General features: G+C 44.0%; 19 protein-coding genes. 9 read left to right on the forward strand and 10 right to left on the reverse strand.

Annotated features, from left to right (window positions below; genetic code table 11):
• Positions 1-402 precede the first annotated feature (402 nt).
• The 3 genes from AHMF7616_RS23705 to AHMF7616_RS23715 all read right to left on the reverse strand — a co-directional run bounded on the left by AHMF7616_RS23705 (position 403) and on the right by AHMF7616_RS23715 (position 2,923).
• Entirely contained in the window at positions 403-1,251 is an 849-nt protein-coding gene (locus tag AHMF7616_RS23705; RefSeq protein ID WP_115375145.1) for a ThuA domain-containing protein, read from the reverse strand.
• A gap of 104 nt (positions 1,252-1,355) precedes the next feature.
• Entirely contained in the window at positions 1,356-2,234 is an 879-nt protein-coding gene (locus AHMF7616_RS23710) for a sugar phosphate isomerase/epimerase family protein (RefSeq protein ID WP_115375751.1), read from the reverse strand.
• Between the two features lie 302 nt (positions 2,235-2,536).
• Positions 2,537-2,923, reverse strand: a complete 387-nt coding sequence (locus tag AHMF7616_RS23715) for a hypothetical protein (protein WP_115375146.1) — start codon at positions 2,921-2,923, stop codon at positions 2,537-2,539.
• Between the two features lie 146 nt (positions 2,924-3,069).
• On the opposite strand from AHMF7616_RS23715, the gene AHMF7616_RS23720 reads away from it, so the two are divergent.
• Entirely contained in the window at positions 3,070-3,846 is a 777-nt protein-coding gene (locus AHMF7616_RS23720) for an NUDIX hydrolase (RefSeq protein WP_115375147.1), read from the forward strand.
• A gap of 163 nt (positions 3,847-4,009) precedes the next feature.
• On the opposite strand, the gene AHMF7616_RS23725 is transcribed toward AHMF7616_RS23720, so the two are convergent.
• The 7 genes from AHMF7616_RS23725 to AHMF7616_RS23755 form a co-directional block, all read right to left on the reverse strand.
• The gene (locus tag AHMF7616_RS23725; RefSeq protein WP_115375148.1) at positions 4,010-5,056 is read right to left on the reverse strand and encodes an FAD:protein FMN transferase; all 1,047 of its coding nucleotides are present in this window, start codon (positions 5,054-5,056) and stop codon (positions 4,010-4,012) included.
• 14 nt (positions 5,057-5,070) lie between these two features.
• Positions 5,071-5,784 carry an SAM-dependent methyltransferase gene (locus tag AHMF7616_RS23730; protein WP_115375149.1) on the reverse strand — a complete coding sequence of 238 codons (714 nt, stop codon included), beginning with the start codon at positions 5,782-5,784 and terminating at the stop codon, positions 5,071-5,073.
• Between the two features lie 3 nt (positions 5,785-5,787).
• Entirely contained in the window at positions 5,788-6,549 is a 762-nt protein-coding gene (locus AHMF7616_RS23735; RefSeq protein WP_115375150.1) for an alpha/beta fold hydrolase, read from the reverse strand.
• Between the two features lie 339 nt (positions 6,550-6,888).
• A complete protein-coding gene (locus tag AHMF7616_RS23740) occupies positions 6,889-7,476 on the reverse strand; it encodes a PH domain-containing protein (RefSeq protein WP_115375151.1) in 588 nt (195 codons plus the stop codon).
• Between the two features lie 50 nt (positions 7,477-7,526).
• Positions 7,527-8,576: a selenide, water dikinase SelD gene (selD, locus tag AHMF7616_RS23745; RefSeq protein WP_115375152.1), complete on the reverse strand. Its 1,050-nt coding sequence runs from the start codon at positions 8,574-8,576 to the stop codon at positions 7,527-7,529.
• A 170-nt stretch (positions 8,577-8,746) separates the two neighbouring features.
• Positions 8,747-9,808, reverse strand: a complete 1,062-nt coding sequence (gene mnmH / locus AHMF7616_RS23750) for a tRNA 2-selenouridine(34) synthase MnmH (protein WP_199474334.1) — start codon at positions 9,806-9,808, stop codon at positions 8,747-8,749.
• Positions 9,809-9,818: 10 nt separating this feature from the next.
• The gene (locus AHMF7616_RS23755; RefSeq protein WP_115375153.1) at positions 9,819-10,532 is read right to left on the reverse strand and encodes a pyridoxine 5'-phosphate synthase; all 714 of its coding nucleotides are present in this window, start codon (positions 10,530-10,532) and stop codon (positions 9,819-9,821) included.
• A gap of 360 nt (positions 10,533-10,892) precedes the next feature.
• Here AHMF7616_RS23755 and AHMF7616_RS23760 point away from each other — a divergent pair, with 360 nt between their 5' ends.
• From AHMF7616_RS23760 to AHMF7616_RS23795, 8 genes are all read left to right on the forward strand, one after another.
• A complete protein-coding gene (locus AHMF7616_RS23760; protein ID WP_115375154.1) occupies positions 10,893-11,354 on the forward strand; it encodes a GatB/YqeY domain-containing protein in 462 nt (153 codons plus the stop codon).
• 7 nt (positions 11,355-11,361) lie between these two features.
• The gene (locus tag AHMF7616_RS23765; RefSeq protein ID WP_115375155.1) at positions 11,362-11,880 is read left to right on the forward strand and encodes a CvpA family protein; all 519 of its coding nucleotides are present in this window, start codon (positions 11,362-11,364) and stop codon (positions 11,878-11,880) included.
• A gap of 50 nt (positions 11,881-11,930) precedes the next feature.
• The gene (locus tag AHMF7616_RS23770; RefSeq protein ID WP_115375156.1) at positions 11,931-12,500 is read left to right on the forward strand and encodes an anthranilate synthase component II; all 570 of its coding nucleotides are present in this window, start codon (positions 11,931-11,933) and stop codon (positions 12,498-12,500) included.
• A gap of 31 nt (positions 12,501-12,531) precedes the next feature.
• Positions 12,532-13,290 (forward strand): alpha/beta fold hydrolase, encoded by a 759-nt coding sequence (locus tag AHMF7616_RS23775; protein WP_115375157.1) that lies wholly within the window; start codon positions 12,532-12,534, stop codon positions 13,288-13,290.
• Positions 13,291-13,398: 108 nt separating this feature from the next.
• Positions 13,399-14,037 carry a CBS domain-containing protein gene (locus AHMF7616_RS23780; RefSeq protein ID WP_233507721.1) on the forward strand — a complete coding sequence of 213 codons (639 nt, stop codon included), beginning with the start codon at positions 13,399-13,401 and terminating at the stop codon, positions 14,035-14,037.
• A 66-nt stretch (positions 14,038-14,103) separates the two neighbouring features.
• Positions 14,104-15,489 (forward strand): POTRA domain-containing protein, encoded by a 1,386-nt coding sequence (locus AHMF7616_RS23785; RefSeq protein ID WP_115375159.1) that lies wholly within the window; start codon positions 14,104-14,106, stop codon positions 15,487-15,489.
• Positions 15,490-15,497: 8 nt separating this feature from the next.
• A complete protein-coding gene (locus AHMF7616_RS23790) occupies positions 15,498-16,379 on the forward strand; it encodes an NAD kinase (RefSeq protein WP_115375160.1) in 882 nt (293 codons plus the stop codon).
• Positions 16,380-16,496: 117 nt separating this feature from the next.
• Positions 16,497-17,531, forward strand: a complete 1,035-nt coding sequence (locus AHMF7616_RS23795) for a DUF6089 family protein (protein WP_233507722.1) — start codon at positions 16,497-16,499, stop codon at positions 17,529-17,531.
• Positions 17,532-17,747: the final 216 nt, after the last annotated feature.

The following is a 17,747-nucleotide window of genomic DNA, read 5'->3' on the forward strand; positions in this document are numbered from 1 at the left end:
CAGCATTGTTTTACCGGATTTTTTAAATTTTTGTGCAGGAGGCAGATTTAGGAACTACTTTCTTATGAGGAGTTTAGAAAAAGTAGTTTACGCCGGCAATAGATGGTGTTCGACTTAATAAATAAGTAGTTGTTCGTTAGTAGTTGTTGGTTGTTCGATTCATAAGACACTAATAATCAATGTTTTATTATAAGTTATGCACTTAATTAATTTTGTCCGAGTACTTAATATAAATTACTCTAGGTAATATTTTGTTTGCTTGTTGCATCTCAATAAGGATGTTTTGCTTTAAAATTTTACCGTAGCAATACGCACCGGATGCACCCAGCCATAATCCTCCGTATTATTACACCGGCACGTTATTGGTGAACTTTATTAAAAGCAACTACCATGTGTTTTAAATTACTGTATAGACCAATAGAGGGCATTTTCCACGAGATGAATAAAGTTTTGGTCTTGCCACACTTCTTTGCTGTGACCCATGGAAGTATAAAAAGTTTTTCCTTTTCCCACCAACCGGTACCACGCTACGGGGTGATAGCTACCCATCCCGAAGTTTTTATCTGTACCCCAAAGCCAATTCCCATCAGGAATAATTTGATTTCCGTTGATGTACGCTATTATATGCGCTTCTTGGGGTTGGTTAAAAAAAACATACCATTCATCTTCGTGAACCCACGAGCAAGGTAAATTTTTAAATAAAGTGGTGTTGCCGGCCGAATTGATATGTACAACGGTTTTTTGCAAATGGGGTTTGAGCGAATGATGCGAGAAGCGGGTGCCGAGTAAGCTGTTCTCATACCAGGGCCAGTGATGCGAGTTATCGCCGGCACCATGTATACCCAGTAAAACTCCACCTTCTGCTACATACTGGCTTAAGGCTTGTTGCTGCGTATCATGGAGCACCCGACCGGTAGAATTATTAAAGATAACAGCCTTAAATTGTCGGAGCTGCTCCGGATTAAAAACGCCTCCTTGTTCGGTGTAATACAAAAACCATCCGTTTCGCTGCGCTATTTTTTGAAAAACAAGCTTAGAGGCCGCTATGGCCGCTCCGTGGCGAAAGCCCGTTGTTTTCGAAAAGACCAATATAGCGGCTTGGCCCGAAGGAAATTGAATTACAGGTTTTTCGGTTTCATAAGTAACCGGAAAGCCGTAGGTAATTTTATAAAAAAATATACCCATGGCAGTGCCTCCCAGCCAGATGAAAGCAAGCAGGCTCCCGAGGATATTTTTTTTAAATTTTTTCATTTCCGGTAAACACTATTAGCCAAAACAACCCGGTTACTTTGGCTACAGCCACGAGCACTACTATATGCTAAACAATAGTTTTTGGTTTAATGCTGTACGCAGCGTTATTGCACCTGCTGGACTTGTTGGGTGTAATACTTAACCGTTTGGATTACGGACGGCAGGTTACTAGGCTTATCTTCGGCGTCGCGTTCTATATAAATATACCCTTTGAACTGCTGCTTTTTTAATTCCCGGAAAATAGCAGGAAAATCAACAACACCCGTTCCTACTGGTACATCCTGGAGTTTCGGATCATTAAAAGCGGCAATATCTTTTAAATGAACCCCAATGATGTGCCCTTCCAGCTTTTTCACAGCTTCCAGGGGGTTAATTCCGCTCTTGGGCCAATGACCCAGATCAGCGCAAGCGCCAAAGTTGGGGTGACCTTTTATAGCGGCTAAAACTGAATCGGGGTGCCAGTAGCGGCTCACGCCTTTCCAATGTTCATGAATGGCTACTTTCAGGTGGTAAACTCCGGCCAAGCTATCTACACTATCCCACATGTTTAGGGGGGGCTCGGCGGTTACGAAAGTAGCTCCTAGCTGTTTGGCTATTTCAAATTGTTTCTGCCAGGAAGAAACGGTAGAATCGCCAACGATGTAAACCGAGCCAACGGTTAATTTTTTCTGGTCCAGAAGCGTCCGAAGTTTGGTTAAACCCGCCGGCGAAAGTTGCAGAATTAAAGAATCTTTTAGCTCAGGCCCTGTTTTATGAAAGGTATTGGGTTCTACGAACTGCACCCCCGCACTGTCTACCTTAGCTAAGGCCTCCGAAAAGTTAAAAGTATGAAACGTCCATAATGCTACGCCAAATTTCCAGGCTTTGGGTACATCGCTAGTAACGGCGTTTGTATTGGTAGCATTTTCCGTGGTGGGTTTGTTTTGACTACAAGCAATTAGGGCTATCAGGCAAATAAAACAAGCGTATAATAAAGTTTTCATAGCAGCATTTTTTAAGTGGGAGCTTCTTTTAGCCATTACAAAATAGGATATTTTGGTAAATAAAACGCTGGGCAAAAGATTAATTTACTCATCAAAAAGACACCTTTGCCAATAAGGTGTCTTTTTAATGAGTAATACTTTAACAAGTTGTATTTTAATTAATTAAAGGAAAAGCTTCGGGCTTGCAGTCATGCCGCATTTATTTTTTATCCGGAAGGCATCCCATTTTAAAATGGGAGCAAAGAAGACACATGAGATTTCATAAACGGGTGAAAGTAAACAACAGCCTTAGCGGGATACTATTACTTAGCTTTGGTACCCTCCATATGAAACATATCCATGATACTACCGGTAACATTGGTATCATCTTTCTTTTCTAAAGTCAGGTACACATCCATTTGCTGCTCCGGAGCTATAAAATTGGCTGTTAATTTATTAGAGGCCAAGTCCACACGAGTAAAAGGGTTGATCACTTTTTTGGTTGCCGGGTCCACAAAACCGCCGCTTAGTTTTCCATCCTTTTTTTCAAATTGAATAATTAAATCTTTATCGCCATCGGGTAAGCCAAAAGCTTTCACGTTCCAGGTACCCACAAAATAATCTGCCGAGATGGTTTGGGCTTGTAAACTGGCGGCAAACAATACCAGAGATAAAAAACTAAAAATAAACCGGGGGCTTAACTTTTTCATGATGTAATAAGGGTTTTAAGGTAAATGGTTTAATAACTAAGTTTTCTGTAACAGTAAAATATTAATTCGTAATATTTACGTAATAAAGATAAAGGATATTTTACCAATATGTATATTTTACGGAATGATTTTTTTAAATTTATAGCATGAACACCGAAGCAGATGTAAATGATTTTATCCAGAATGGTTACCAGGAGTACCTCACGCACCTGAGCATCGACCCGGTAATCTTGGGCTACCATCAGCAGCAGCTTAAAATTTTACTCCTGAAATGGAAAGGGTATAAAGATTGGGGCTTACCGGGAGGATTTATAAAGCAAAGAGAACCTTTAAGTAAAGCTGCTCACCGGATATTAAAGGAAAAAACGAGTTTGAGCAATTTGTTTCTGCAGCAGTTTTATGTTTTCGGCGATTCGCCTTACCGGGTTCAGGAAAGAAGTCCGCAGGAATTCAGAGACAAATTTAATCTGCAAGTAGAAGATGATAACTGGTTGTTAAAGCGAACGATAGCAATTGGCTATTTTGCCCTCGTGGATTATTCGAAAGTGCGTGTTCAAACAGATTTTTTTACCGAAGATTATCAGTGGTGGGACGTAGCTGCGGTGCCAAAGCTTTTATTTGATCACAATGAAGCCATCGATAAAGCTTTGTTAACGCTGCGATTACAGATTTATCATCAACCCATTGGGTATAACCTTTTACCCGAAAAATTCACGCTGCCCGAAATCCATTCTCTCTACGAATCCATTCTGGGCAAGGAACTGGATCAGCGTAATTTTGCTAAAAAGTTAATCGCTTTAGGCCTAATTCAGAAATTAGAAGAACGCCGGTCTATCGGGGCGCACCGATCACCTTACTTGTATCAGTTTGTGAAAGAAAAATATGAACAGGCTTTACAGGAAGGGATCGTGCACACGTATTAACTCTAGTTTTTTAAATTTTAGATTAAAGGGTCGCCTTAGTATACGGATGAATTCCTTTCCACAAAGATTTATTAAGGTTTTAAAAATAATTATAGGGGAAAGCAAGGCAAATGTTTATTCCTCTTTTTTTAAACACGCTCTAAACAGCTAACGCAAATAAAATTTATTTCACCCATTTTAACTGCCGGAAACGACGTGATTGCGCTTGTTGCAGTTTACCATTGGTGTTCCAGACAATAGATGCCGCGGCTTGGGGCGTGCGATTTGCTAGTTTTATACCTTGGGCAGTGGGTAAAACACTTAAAGCCGTAGAAAGCCAATCGGCATCGGTGCCGTTTTTAGCCACAATGGTTACCCGTCGCTGATCCGTTAAGCCTAAACCGGTAAACGGATTAATGATGTGGGAGTACCGTTGGCCGTTAATTTCCACGAACTGGTATAAGTCGCCGGAAGTAGCTACGCCGGCATTTTTCAGATAAATCTTCTGGCCACCAATATGATCGGTTTCGTTGCTAATACTTAAATCAATTTCCCAGCCTGGGGTGCCGGGTGGCGCCTGGCTGACCCGGATATTGCCGCCGCCATCTACTAAAGCTATCTTTATTTTATGTTGTTGCAGCACCCGCATGGCTTCGTCTACGGCGTAGCCTTTGCCAATCGCGCCCATGTCCAGCTGCATGCCGGGTACTAGTAATTGCGCAGTTTTTTGCTTTTTTTTTAAAATTATATGCTGGTAACCGGTAGTAGCTTGGGCTTTAATCAGCGCTTCCGGCGAAGGCATTTGGTGTTGCCGGCGGGCTCGTCGCCAGAGTTGCACCACGGGGCCCACTGTTACGTCGAAGGCTCCGTTTGTTTTACGGGAAACTCGTTGCGATTTTTGCAAAACGGCCCATAAATCCGGGCTTAACGGAACGGCTTGGATAGTACCAGCGGTAGCCGAAAGTTTATTTAATTCGCTGTCCGGAATGTAATCACTTAATATTTGATTGAGCGTATCTACCCGGTTTAGCGCGGCCTCAGCGGCAACTTTGGCTATACTTTCGGAAGGGGCAAAAAGCACCACCCGGAAAATAGTACCCATCTGCGGGCGGCTGTATTCGTAGCGTTGCAGCGGCGGTTTAGCGGGTACTGACCCTTGCTGCGGAAAGCCATTTAGAATAACAAAACCGTAAAAATTTAAAAAAAACAGCCAACGCACCACCCAGAACATAAAACCAACGCTGATTACGAACGATAAATTAAAAAAACGGCGGGTTGTTTATGAATATCGGGCAGGTTGCCTTGCCATTTAGCAATAGTAGTGGTTTTAATAAACTCGTTGGTGCCGGAAATATTGGCCGCAATGCACAGTTGCGTGGTGGGGTTTAGCTGTTGCAGCAAATCCGCGAGCAGTTGGTTGTTGCGGTACGGCGTTTCCATAAAAATCTGGGTTTGGTCGCGCTGCAGCATGTCTTTTTCTAAATTCCGGATGGCTTGTACCCGGTCTTTTTTCTCGATGGGCAAATACCCGTGAAACGCAAAAGACTGGCCGTTAAAACCCGAACCCATTAAAGCCATCAGAATTGCCGAAGGCCCAACCAAAGGCACTACTTTTATCCCGGCCCGGTGCGCCCATTTTACAACTTCGGCTCCGGGGTCGGCTACGCCGGGGCAACCGGCTTCCGAAATAATGCCGGCGCTTTTTCCTTTTGTAACGGGTTCCAAGGCTTTTTTTACTTCGGCTTCGGATGAGTTTTTATCAACTACGGTTATTTGCAGCGACTCGATTACTTTTTCGGGCGCCATGGTTTTAATGTAACGCCGGGCCGTACGCGCATTTTCCACGATAAAGTACTCCAGACCAGCCATGCATTGGGCTACTTGCGCCGGAATAACCGCTGGCGCTGTTTCTTCCGCGAGTACCGTCGGAATCAGGTAGATAATACCGGGAGCCAGCATAGCTTATTTGATGAAGTCAACAACCAGTTGGTAAAACTTTTCGGGCGCTTCGGCGTGTACCCAGTGGCCGGCATTCGCCACGGTTTCCACTTGTGCCTGCGGAAATAATTGTTGAATGGCCGGTAAATCCTTTTCCTGAATATAGCGCGATTTCTCGCCTTTTATAAATAGCGTGGGTTTAATAAACGGGGTATCCGAGGTGGTTTCGCGACCTACTTCTTCAATGCACGCCTCAATGGCCGCCAGGTTCATGCGCCAGCCAAACGAATTGTCTTCGCGGCGGTATAAATTCTTTAATAAAAACAAACGGGTTTCGGCTTCCGGAATGTATGGCCTTAAAGCAGCTTCGGCTTCGTTCCGGCTGGTCATCTTGGAAATATCAATGGCGTTTAGGCCATCAATAATATCCTGGTGGTGCACCGGGTAGGGACGGGGCGCAATGTCCACCACAATCAGTTTACTTACCTGGGCCGGGTAACTTAAGGCAAAATTCATGGCTACTTTACCGCCCATGGAGTGGCCCATAATTACCGGATTCTGGAGTTGGTGTTCAATTATAAATTCTGCTAAATCCTCCACCATCAGGTCGTAACTAAATTCGTTACTGTGCGGGGAGCGACCGTGGTTGCGTAAATCTACCAGGTACACGTGGTATTTCTGGCTCCAGAATTTAGCTAAGGTTTGCCAGTTATCCGAAAGCCCGAATAAGCCGTGCAGAATTACAAAAGGAGTGCCTTGGCCTAAGTCGCGGTAGTGTAGTTGCATGATAATTTTAAATTTTTAAAAATTCATCCGGATTCAAGGGTAAAGGTAAGTAAAGCGACAAGATATGCTATTTGTTGGCATCGCAACAGCTATAGTTTATTTTATTGCTCGGGTGTTTTTACCCTTCCGCCCGAAAGGGCACCTTCCCTAAAAACAGGGAAGGAGAGGCGGTTGTTCCAATTATCATTTACCAGGCTAGCTTAAAACGTGCGGAACAACGGAGCCGTTTACCGCTATTCCGGGCACCTCAATCGGTTTATTGTGGTATCGGTAACTGGGTATAGTTATAACCTTAAACTTTGAACCTTCTAACCTTCCAACTTTACAACCCACAACCTCTTACAGCCAACAAATGGTTTTGGTTTGCGTCTGGATGGTTGTGGTGGGTAAAAACTTGGTGAGTTGGTTTAAAGGCAGCAGGAGCGAAGTAACGATTACTTTATCGCCGTTCGTCATTTCGAAGGTAAGATACTCGTACTGGCTCCAGAAATACTGGCGCGAACGGCAGCGGGTATAGGTGGTGCGCATGATTTTTTCTTTCGCGTAAAAGTGCTTGTGCTGCAAGTTGTAAATCTTAAACGACTCGTTGCGTTTATCTATTTCCACTAAAAATGGCCGGCTAAACCGCCAGTATTGGCTGTGCAGAAAAAAAGTAGGCAGCGAAAAAGATAACAGTAGGGTAGAAGCTACAATTAAAAATATTGTTTCGATGGGCAGCAGTGCCGCGGCGGAGTTTATGAGTGCGCCTATTAAGGGAATTAAAACTAAAAAACACAAAATAGACCAGAAAAGCAAAGAAAACTGCCGGTGAAAATCCAGGGTAAAGGTGCTTTGCCGCCGCGAAAACAGCCCGATTAAAAACCGCAACGCGTACAAACCACCTACTAACAGGCCCAGCGTTTTAATCAGATTTAAGTATAACGACATGTAACGTTTTGTTTGAACCGGCTGGTAACAGGTACGATTTTTTTAAATTTTTACGCAACAGTAATTAACGCGCGCTTATTTTCTGGTTCTTGTAAATAACCAAAAGGCTCTAAAGTTAAATTAAACTCCTGAAAAACCGGCATTACTTCTTCCCGGTCCGTGGGGTCAACAGCGACGAGTAAGCCGCCGCTGGTTTGCGGATCGCAGAGAATGGCGCGTTGGTAATCGGTGATTTCGCTTATTTTATGACCATAGCTATCCCAGTTGCGGGTAGTGCCGCCGGGTACCGATTTTTGCGCCAGGTATTCGTCTATTTCGGGCAAGCGAGGCACTTTTGCAAAATTAACGATGGCTTGTAAGTTGCTGGCTTCGCATACTTCGGACAGGTGGCCCAGCAAACCAAAACCCGTTACATCGGTTAGGGCCTTAACCGCCGGTATTTTGCCTAATTCAGCACCAATTTTATTTAGCTGCATCATTTGCTGCGGGGCCAGAGTCGCGTGTTCGGGTTTTAAAATGTTTTTCTTCTGCGCCGTGGTCAGGATGCCCACGCCTAAAGGTTTGGTGAGGTACAATTCGCAGCCAGCGGTGGCCGTATTGTTTTGTTTTAAATGCGCGATGTTTACCAAGCCCGTTACCGCCAGACCAAAAATGGGCTCCGGACTATCGATGCTATGGCCACCGGCCAGCGGAATGCCCGCTTCGTGGCAAATAGCGCGGCTACCTTCAATTACGCGTTGGGCCACCTCGGCGGGCAAAGTATTTACGGGCCAGCCCAGCACGGCAATCGCCATCAAAGGGTTGCCACCCATCGCATACACATCGCTAATGGCATTGGCCGAAGCAATTTTGCCAAAATCAAACGCATCGTCCACAATCGGCATAAAAAAATCGGTAGTGCTGATAATGGCCGTACCATCACCTAAGGCATACACGGCCGCATCGTCGCGGGAACTGTTCCCTACCAGTAGGTTTTTATCTTCGGGCGCTTTAAAAGTAGTATGCAGAATGGTGTCGAGTACTTTCGGCGCAATTTTGCAACCGCAACCAGCACCGTGGCTGTACTGGGTTAGTTTAATATTATTATTAAGGTCTTGCATGTTTTAGGCGGGTTAAGCTTTAGGGTAGCTTTTAAAATTTTGTTCTTCGATAGAATGTATATAACCACGAAGCTAACCAGTATTCTACAGAAAGTAGAAAATTTAAAAATTTGATTTATTTATCTGGATAAAGAGATGCAACAGGAGATTTTAAAAAAGTTATGGAATTTTTAAATTTTGGTTGTTCCTGGAAACAGCAACTCTTTTAAATCTGCCATTTCTAAAATCTTGCGGGCATTCTCCGGGGCATTCGTACTTTCTAATGGTACGGTTATAATCTGGTGCGCAGATTTATGCGCTAACTGGTAAGTGTACGCTTTATCGTAGTAACCCAGGGCCAGTTCCACCATTTTCTCGATGTCGCCGGTTTCAATGGCCTGTAGGGCTTCTTTGTAGGCCAGGCCGCCTAGGCGTTTTTTTATGCGTTCTATTGCGTTTTCTAATAATGCTTTATCGGCTGACCGGTAGTTCTCGGCTAGTTTTTGAATGCGCATGGCTTGGGGTACTTCTAACTTTAAAAGCGGGGCCTGTTGCATTTGGTCGTAGAGCGGTTTGGGCAAGTTCACGCGGCCAATGGTAATGTTTTCGTCTTCGAGCCAAATAGGCCGCTGGTGGTTGGCTTGCAATAAAGCTAATCCTAAGTGGTTTTCAAATTGCTCCATGGTAGGCTGTGGTTCTTTGCCAATGCCGCCGAAAGCCGAACCGCAGTGGTGGGCCAGTTGCTCCAGGTCAATAACCTGCTCCCCTAATTTATGCAGTTCCTGCAGTACCTCGGTTTTGCCGCTGCCCGACATGCCGCCGATTAATAGTAAGGGGAGGGGTTGCTCAAAAGTTTGGTGTATTAATCGCCGGTAAGCTTTATAGCCGTCCTGGAGTAAGTTTACTTTAAATCCGGCTAAATCCAGAAGCCAGGCCACGCCGGAACTACGCATGCCGCCGCGCCAACAATGCAGCATTACTTCTTTGCCCGGCGCCAGTTTTTCGGCTTCCCGCACCATCCTGGACATTTTTGGGCCGAATAAATCCAGGCCAAGTAATACCGCTTTGTCTTTACTGATTTGTTTATAAGCCGTTCCTATCTGGGCCCGTTCGTCGTCGGTAAATAAGGGTAAACTTTCAGCACCTGGTATATGTCCTTCGGTAAATTCTTTGGGTGCCCGCACATCTAGCACCGGAATATGGCGCTGGGCCGAATATTTTAAAAAATCATTAATTTCGAAGGGCTGAATCAAATTGCTAATTTTAAGAAAGCTGACGTAAATAAAGCTGAATCGTATTCTCCAGGCCTAAATACAACGCGTCGCAAATAAGCGCGTGACCAATGGAAACCTCCAGTAAACCCGGAATATTTTGCTTCAGGTATTTTAAATTATCTAAATCCAGATCGTGGCCCGCGTTAATGCCTAAACCTAAGGCTACGGCTCGCTCGGCAGCTTGGGCGTACGGCGCAATGGCTTGATCGCGGTTTTGGTGGTAATGGCTGGCGTAGGCTTCGGTGTATAATTCAATACGATCGGTACCGGTTTCAGCGGCTCCTTCTACCATTTCTACCACCGGGTCTACGAATATCGACACTCGGGTGCCGATGCTTTTTAAGTCTGCGATAATTTTTTTTAAAAAATCCTGATGGCGCAAGGTATCCCAACCCGCATTAGAGGTGATGGCATCGGGCGCATCGGGCACTAATGTTACTTGTTCCGGTACTACTTTTTTTACCAGCTCTAAAAATTCCGGCGTAGGGTTGCCTTCTATGTTAAACTCAGTGGTTACTACTTTTTTTAAATCCAGCACGTCTTGGTAGCGAATGTGGCGCTCGTCGGGCCGGGGGTGTACCGTAATCCCCTGAGATCCGAATCGTTCGCAGTCTAAAGCGCTTTGTACCAGGTTGGGCCGGTTGCCACCCCGGGCATTCCGGAGCGTAGCAATTTTATTTATGTTTACGCTGAGTTTGGTCATTTTTTAGATGTTAGATATTGGACGTTAGACCTTAGACTAGATAACAGAACCATTTACGAAGACAAAAATTTAAAAATAGGTATTTTGCCAAAATTAGCTTTGAGTATTATTTTTAATAAAGCACCAATTAATAATACTTTACTTATCAAACAACGAACAACTAATAACGAACAACTCCATATCGCCTTTTTGCGGCTCACTGGCCGTTGGTGTTTGTTCGGCTTCGGCTAAATACAAATTTATTTAGTAATTTCAACCCTGCGGACGATCACGAGTTCGATAACAATCATTGGCAGGTCGAAATTGTTCGCCAGAAAGTTAAATATCTGTATTCATCCGAAAAACAAAAAATCAAAAACTATGAGTTTAAAAGAAAAAATAGAAGGCGACATTAAAAAAGCCATGCTGGCCAAAGATAAAGTTCGTTTAGAAGCTTTGCGCAGCATAAAATCCCAAATATTATTGGCCGAAACGGAAAAAGGCGCTTCTGAAAATTTAACTACCGATGCCGAGTTAAAATTATTAACCAAAGCAGCTAAACAACGCCGTGAATCGGCCGAAATTTTTGCGAAGCAAAGCCGCACAGATTTAGAAGAAGTAGAATTAGCGCAGTTAGCCGTAATAGAACAATATTTACCGGCTCAGTTAGACGAAGGCGATTTGCGGGCTCGGTTAGTAGAAATTATTCAGCGCGTGGGTGCTACCGGTCCATCGGATTTAGGCAAAGTTATGGGCGTAGCGGCGCGCGAACTCAGCGGCCAGGCCGATGGTAGAGCTATTTCGGCAGCGGTGAATCAATTATTAAATAACACTAACGCTTAATTATACCTTGACTACCTTTGACTTTTTTCTGCTGGCGCCTATTGCCTACGGTGCCTTTAGAGGTTTCCAAAAAGGGCTATTGCTCGAAGTGGTATCGTTGGTAGCTTGGTTTATCGCGGTTATTCTGGGCTTGCAGTTTTTAAACCTGGCTATTCCAACTATGCGCGGGTTTATTGGCGAAGCTTATGGTTTTTTGCCTTTTGTTACCTTTATCGTGGTTTTTATTTTAATTATTATGGCGGTGCGGGTAGTAGGTATTCTGGCTAAAAAAGTAATTCACCTAACCCCGCTGGGTATGTTCGACAGCTTAGGTGGCGGCGTGTTGGGTGGCTTAATTTGGTGCTTAGGCGTTAGTCTGTTTTTGTACGGTTTAAATTTAACCGGCATTACTATTACCGACACCGCCCTTAAAAAATCGGAATTTTACCCGGTAATTGTAAAAGCTACGCCTTATGCCTTAGAAGTGCTGGGCTTTTTTCTGCCATTTGTTACCTCTTTATTAACCACTTTAAAAGGTTTATTTTAAATTTATAGCGTGCCGGTAAGCAGGCGCACCCCACAATTTTACGCGGCGCTTTGATTTTACTCTTAGATTCGTTCGATTCTTTTACGTATAATCTGCTGGATTATTTCGGGCAGTTGGGTGTAACCGCCCAAGTGGTGCGTAATAGTGTCCCTTTGGCGCAGATCCAGCTCTTAGATTTTCAGGCCATTGTGCTGTCGCCGGGACCCGGCAAGCCGCGAGAAGCCGGGGTTTTAATGGAATTAATAGATTTCTATCACGATAAATTACCTATGCTGGGAATTTGCCTGGGGCACCAGGCCATGGGAGAGTTTTTTGGGGCTACCTTGGTGAAAGGCATCAAACCCATGCACGGCAAAGTTTCGGAAATTACCTGCGCACCCGATCCGATTTTTGCCGGCCTGCCCCGCACCATGCCGGTAGTGCGGTATCATTCGCTGGTATTGCAGCAGCCCAGCGTGCACATGGTACCTTTGGCCTATACGGCGGCCGGCGAACTGATGGCGTTCCGGCATGTATCGTTGCCCTTGTATGCTTTGCAGTTTCATCCGGAGGCTGCTTTAACTACTTACGGCTTGCATATTCTGCGTAATTGGGTTACTATTGCTGGTATCAAAAAGTAAAAAATTTAAAAAATAAGGTTTATCCTGAGGAATGGAGTTTACAATTAAAGAAGAAGGTGATTTTAAATACATCGACGAGGGCGAAGGCGAAGTACTATTGCTGCTCCACGGATTATTTGGGGCACTCAGTAACTGGGCGGGCGTTATAAATAATTTTTCCGACCGCTACCGGGTAGTTATTCCGTTAATGCCCATCTACGAAATGCCCTTGCGCGAAGCAGGCGTACCCGGCTTAACCACGTTTATAGAAAAATTTGTCTCTTTAAAACACCTGAATAACTTTACCTTATTAGGTAATTCTTTAGGCGGCCATATTGCTTTGGTGTATACCCTTAACAATATTTCGCGGGTAAAAAGGTTAGTACTAACGGGCAGCTCGGGTTTGTTCGAAGATTCGATGGGCAGCACCTTTCCGAAACGCGGGAACTACGGTTACATAAAAGAGCGGGTAGAATTTACTTTTTACCAACCCGAAACCGCTACCAAAGAACTGGTAGACGAGGTTTTTTCGATTACAAACAGTAATTCTAAAGTGCTCCGGATTATTGCCATAGCTAAATCGGCACAACGCCATAACATGACAAAAGATATTACCCGCATTACCGTGCCTACGTGTTTGATTTGGGGCTTAAACGATACCATTACCCCGCCGCACGTAGCGCATGAGTTTAACCGGTTAATTAAAGGATCAATCTTACATTTTGTAGATAAATGTTCGCACGCGCCCATGATGGAACAACCCGAAGTTTTTAATAAATATTTAGAGAAATTTCTGGAGTTGAATCCCTAATAGCGGCAAAATACGTAAGTGAATTAAATAAAATAAATTTCCGTTTTACCTATAGTAAACAGAAAGGCAGAAGTAAACCGCATGATCGCAGAAGAGCTAATAAACCAAATGATTCCACCCCTTAAGCTATCGGATACGCCAGCCAAGGCGGTGCGGTGGATGGAAGAATTCCGGGTAAACCAGCTTCCGGTGGTAAAGCTGCGTCAATTTTTAGGTTTAATTACCGAAGAAGACATTCTGGAAGCCAAAGTGGCCCATGAGTCTTTACAAACGGTTCCTTTTGGATACGAAGATGTATTTGTGCTGCACAACCAGCATTTTTATAACGTAATGGAAACGGCCATTAAAAATAAAGTGCAGGTGGTGCCGGTCCTCGATGAGCAACGCGAGTTTTTGGGCGTTATTACCGTGAACGATACCATTTCGGCTTTCGGGCAAATGTCAGCCTTGCAAGGGCAGGGCGGTATTCTGGTACTCAGCATGAACGAGCGCGATTATTCCCTTACCGAAATCAGCCGTTTAGTGGAAAGTAACAACGCTAAAATTCTGAGTTCTTATGTGTCGCCCGACGAAGTAGACCCTTTTCGAATTCGATTAACCCTCAAGATTAACACCAGCGACCTGAAGCGCATTATTGCTACTTTCGAACGTTTTAATTACCGCATTACGGCCCAGTACCAGGATGCCACCGAAGAGAAAGATGACCAGGACCGTTTAGATATGCTTCTGCGGTTTATTAATATATAACCGGTGCGGAGTTTTCCGTTTTTTTTAATTTTTTTCTTTTTTAGTGGGCTACCCAGTATAGCACAAATGTCTGCTGGGTCGGCACCGGGTATTTCGGTTGATTCTGCGCAAAACATATTCGGCTGCCCCACCGACTCGGGGCAAGTGCAGATCCGCAGCATTCAGTTCGAAGGTAATAAAATCACGCAGGATAAAATCCTGCGGGCAGAGCTTAACCTGCAAGAAGGCAACGGGGTAACCCTTACCGACTTAAAGCAACGCTTAGCCGAAAATCAGTTGCGGTTGTATAACTTACAACTTTTTCATTGGGTGCGCTACATCACGCTTTGCGAAAACGGGCAGTTACATCTTATTTTTACGGTGCAGGAACGCTGGTACATTTGGCCGGTTCCTATCTTTTCGTTGGCTGACCGCAATATTAACGCCTGGCTGCAGCACCACGATTGGCACCGGATTGATTACGGCCTGCACCTGGATGTTAAAAATTTTCGGGGTTTAAACGAAACGCTCCGGGCCAATGTGCAGCACGGCTATAATCGCAAATTGGAAGTGTTTTACCGAAAACCAACCGTTGGCCGTTTAAAAATTGGAGCTACTTTAGCCGCTTCGTTTTACCGCAGCCACGCCTTAGATTACACCACCGAAGATAACCGCTTGCTTACTCTGCACCAGAATAATGGTTTTGCCGTGCAGCGCATTTACGTATCGCCGGGCTTGCTTTACCGGCCCGATGTGCAACACCAAACTGCCCTTACCTTTACTTATAACTGGCAACAAATTTCCGGAGAAGCGTTTATTTTAAATTCAGTGTATTTTCTAGGTCAGCAGAAAAGGCAGTTTGCCGAAGTAAACCTGGTGCATACCCGCAATTTCCGGAATACTTTTTCGTATCCATTATCGGGGAGTTATTTGCAGATAGGTTTTTCTCAAAGATTGTACAGCCATAATAGCGGGGGTAATGCCAGCACTTCCCTTCGGGCCAAATACAGTAGGTATATTCCTTTATCCGCCAATTGGTTTTACAGTTTTGGTCTGGAAGGCAAATCTATGCTCACGCAGCATCCTGCTTTTGCCGATAATCAGGTATTGGGTTATGGCACGGTACTCGTGCGAGGATACCAGTTGTATGTGGTAGGCGGGCAACAGTTTGGTTTAGCCAAGCAAAGCATTTCCCGGAATATTTTATCGCCCCGCGAAATAGAGCTAAGTTTTATTAAAAGTCCTAAGTTTAACCGGATTCCGTTGAGTATTTACCTGAATGGCTTTACCGATACGGGGTATGCCCACGATAAATATTATTCGGCCGAAAACAGTTTTGCCAATCGCTTGTTGCTTTCGGCAGGAATCGGTTTGCACCTTGTTACGTATTACGATAAAGTTGTTACTTTGGAGTATACTTTAACCAACACCGGGCAAACCGGATTTTTTGTGAACACAGGCATTCCATTTTAAAATTTTACATGAAAGTAGCTATCCTGGGGAAGCCTTTTACCGAAGCGCTGTTGCCGTACATTCAAAAACTTTTTGATGAACTAGCCGCACGCCACACCGAAATAACCATTGTAGAATATTTTAAAATTTATCTGCAAAACCATATCCATTTGCCGCCAGGTGTTGATACTTTCCGGCGAGGCGATGCGCTACTGGGAGTAGACTTTGTGTTAAGCATTGGCGGCGATGGCACCTTACTCGATACCATTACGTACGTAGGGGCCAAACAAATCCCCATTGTGGGCATTAACACCGGCCGCTTAGGCTTTTTAGCCACGGTACCTTTCGACCAAACCGCACCCGCCATTGAGGCGCTTTACCAGGGCCAGTATACCCTGGATGAACGGTCTTTAATCCGGGCCGAAACCGATTCCGAAATATTCGACGGGATTAATTTTGGTTTAAACGAGTTTTCGATTTTAAAAACAGATACTTCCACCATGATTGTGGTGCATACTTACATTGATGGCGAATATCTGAATTCGTACTGGGCCGATGGCTTAATTGTAGCAACGCCCACGGGTTCTACGGGGTATTCTTTAAGTTGCGGAGGGCCAGTAGTTTTACCGCAAACCAACAATTTTGTTATTTCCCCCGTATGTCCGCATAATTTAAATGTTCGTCCGTTAATAGTTTCAGATAAGAGCGTTTTATCGTTTGAAATTGAAGGACGCAGTAATAATTTTTTAGTTTCCCTCGATTCCCGGTCTAAACCGGTAGATGCTTCCATTAAAATTGCCGTAAAACGGGAAAACTTTAATGCGCGATTGGTGAAAATTACGGGGGCTAATTTCTTAAATACGCTGCGGACCAAGTTAAATTGGGGCTTCGATAAGCGAAATGATTTATAAAGAATGCCCTGATTGGTTAAAAATATTTTTTAATCTATATTAAATTTCTAATTTTGGACAGATTACACCTATTCAGCAAAGTAACAATATCTGCAGCATAGTATACTTGTGATGGAAGTGAAAACAAAAATTGGTTGTGCCTCGGTTGTTTTTTTAATTTTTTTATTAGCCACAACGGTTAATGATGCTTATAGTCAAAGTTGGGCGAAGCAAAGGCGTTATAGAAAAACAGGCATTAATTTGCATGTTTACGATGCGTATGGCCAACGCTGGTTGAAAAAAAGACGGTATTCTACTATTGGAATTAACCTGAATGCCATTAATTATTTTGGCGAAATGGCACCCGATGCCAATATCGCTAGTTTGCGGGTGCTTTCTACCCGATTAAATATAGGTGCTAATTACACCTATAAATTTACTCCCCGCCTCTCGGCGCGCGGTAATATAATGTGGGGCCGTTTATACGGGGATGATTCAAAAAGCGCCGCGGAAAACGAATCAGATAATGTGCCCCGGTTTCAGCGCAACTTAAATTTCCGGAACGATCTGGTTGAATTTAGCGCGGTGGCCATATATGAAATATACGAAAACCGCTTTCCGTACCGTCGTCGGCCCGATTTCATGCCTTATGTTTTTGCCGGTTTAGGTGTTTTTCATCATAATCCCAAAGCTTATTTTAATGGGGAAGGCATGGCCGCCGGTTGGCATGCTTTACAGCCTTTGGGCACCGAAGGGCAATACGTTCCGGATCGGGAAAGTAAAAATTATCCCAAGCCGTATCGGAAGATTCAGTTAGCTATTCCGGTTGGTATTGGTGCTAAATACAAACTGGATGCTAATTTTGATATAGGATTTGAAATTTGCTGGCGCAAAACTTTTACGGATTACCTGGACGACGTAAGTAGTAATTACGCGGATAAAGGAGAACTGGCTGCCGCTAACGGTAACAATGCCGCTTTACTATCAGACCGGAGCGGCGATTCTGGTTTTACCCCGGTTTTAACCGATCCGTATGGCTACAAGTACATAAATGGTTTTGGTTTAAAAGGGGATCAGCGCGGCGATGTAACTGATAAAGATTGGTATATTACAACGGGCGTGTCTTTGTATTATATTTTACCGAAACAAGTTAAAAATCCCAAAATAAGGTAATACGATGAAGTAAACTTTACTTTACTTATTTAGTTTTTTCATGTTCAAACCAGGTGTACGCACTACACTCCTTATTACTTTTTTAGCAGTAAGGAGTATTTTTTTTGTAATAAATTATTTGCGCAAAATACCAGCGAAATAGGCGGCGGCATAGGCGGGTTGGTTTATAAAGGCGAAGTAGCGCCTAATTACCGTTTTCAAAATAATCGTCCCGGA

The organism is Adhaeribacter pallidiroseus (assembly GCF_003340495.1).
Classification (GTDB): Bacteria; Bacteroidota; Bacteroidia; order Cytophagales; family Hymenobacteraceae; genus Adhaeribacter; species Adhaeribacter pallidiroseus.

What these genes read in the sequence shown, in the direction of transcription:
- AHMF7616_RS23725 (WP_115375148.1), bottom strand. Translation starts at nt 5,056, where the DNA reads ATGTTCTGGGTGGTGCGTTGGCTGTTTTTTTTAAATTTTTACGGTTTT.
- AHMF7616_RS23730 (WP_115375149.1), bottom strand. Translation starts at nt 5,784, where the DNA reads ATGCTGGCTCCCGGTATTATCTACCTGATTCCGACGGTACTCGCGGAA.
- AHMF7616_RS23760 (WP_115375154.1), top strand. Translation starts at nt 10,893, where the DNA reads ATGAGTTTAAAAGAAAAAATAGAAGGCGACATTAAAAAAGCCATGCTG.
- AHMF7616_RS23715 (WP_115375146.1), bottom strand. Translation starts at nt 2,923, where the DNA reads ATGAAAAAGTTAAGCCCCCGGTTTATTTTTAGTTTTTTATCTCTGGTA.
- selD (WP_115375152.1), bottom strand. Translation starts at nt 8,576, where the DNA reads ATGCAAGACCTTAATAATAATATTAAACTAACCCAGTACAGCCACGGT.
- AHMF7616_RS23710 (WP_115375751.1), bottom strand. Translation starts at nt 2,234, where the DNA reads ATGAAAACTTTATTATACGCTTGTTTTATTTGCCTGATAGCCCTAATT.
- AHMF7616_RS23775 (WP_115375157.1), top strand. Translation starts at nt 12,532, where the DNA reads ATGGAGTTTACAATTAAAGAAGAAGGTGATTTTAAATACATCGACGAG.
- AHMF7616_RS23705 (WP_115375145.1), bottom strand. Translation starts at nt 1,251, where the DNA reads ATGAAAAAATTTAAAAAAAATATCCTCGGGAGCCTGCTTGCTTTCATC.
- AHMF7616_RS23735 (WP_115375150.1), bottom strand. Translation starts at nt 6,549, where the DNA reads ATGCAACTACACTACCGCGACTTAGGCCAAGGCACTCCTTTTGTAATT.
- AHMF7616_RS23780 (WP_233507721.1), top strand. Translation starts at nt 13,399, where the DNA reads ATGATTCCACCCCTTAAGCTATCGGATACGCCAGCCAAGGCGGTGCGG.
- AHMF7616_RS23785 (WP_115375159.1), top strand. Translation starts at nt 14,104, where the DNA reads ATGTCTGCTGGGTCGGCACCGGGTATTTCGGTTGATTCTGCGCAAAAC.
- AHMF7616_RS23720 (WP_115375147.1), top strand. Translation starts at nt 3,070, where the DNA reads ATGAACACCGAAGCAGATGTAAATGATTTTATCCAGAATGGTTACCAG.
- AHMF7616_RS23755 (WP_115375153.1), bottom strand. Translation starts at nt 10,532, where the DNA reads ATGACCAAACTCAGCGTAAACATAAATAAAATTGCTACGCTCCGGAAT.
- AHMF7616_RS23740 (WP_115375151.1), bottom strand. Translation starts at nt 7,476, where the DNA reads ATGTCGTTATACTTAAATCTGATTAAAACGCTGGGCCTGTTAGTAGGT.
- AHMF7616_RS23790 (WP_115375160.1), top strand. Translation starts at nt 15,498, where the DNA reads ATGAAAGTAGCTATCCTGGGGAAGCCTTTTACCGAAGCGCTGTTGCCG.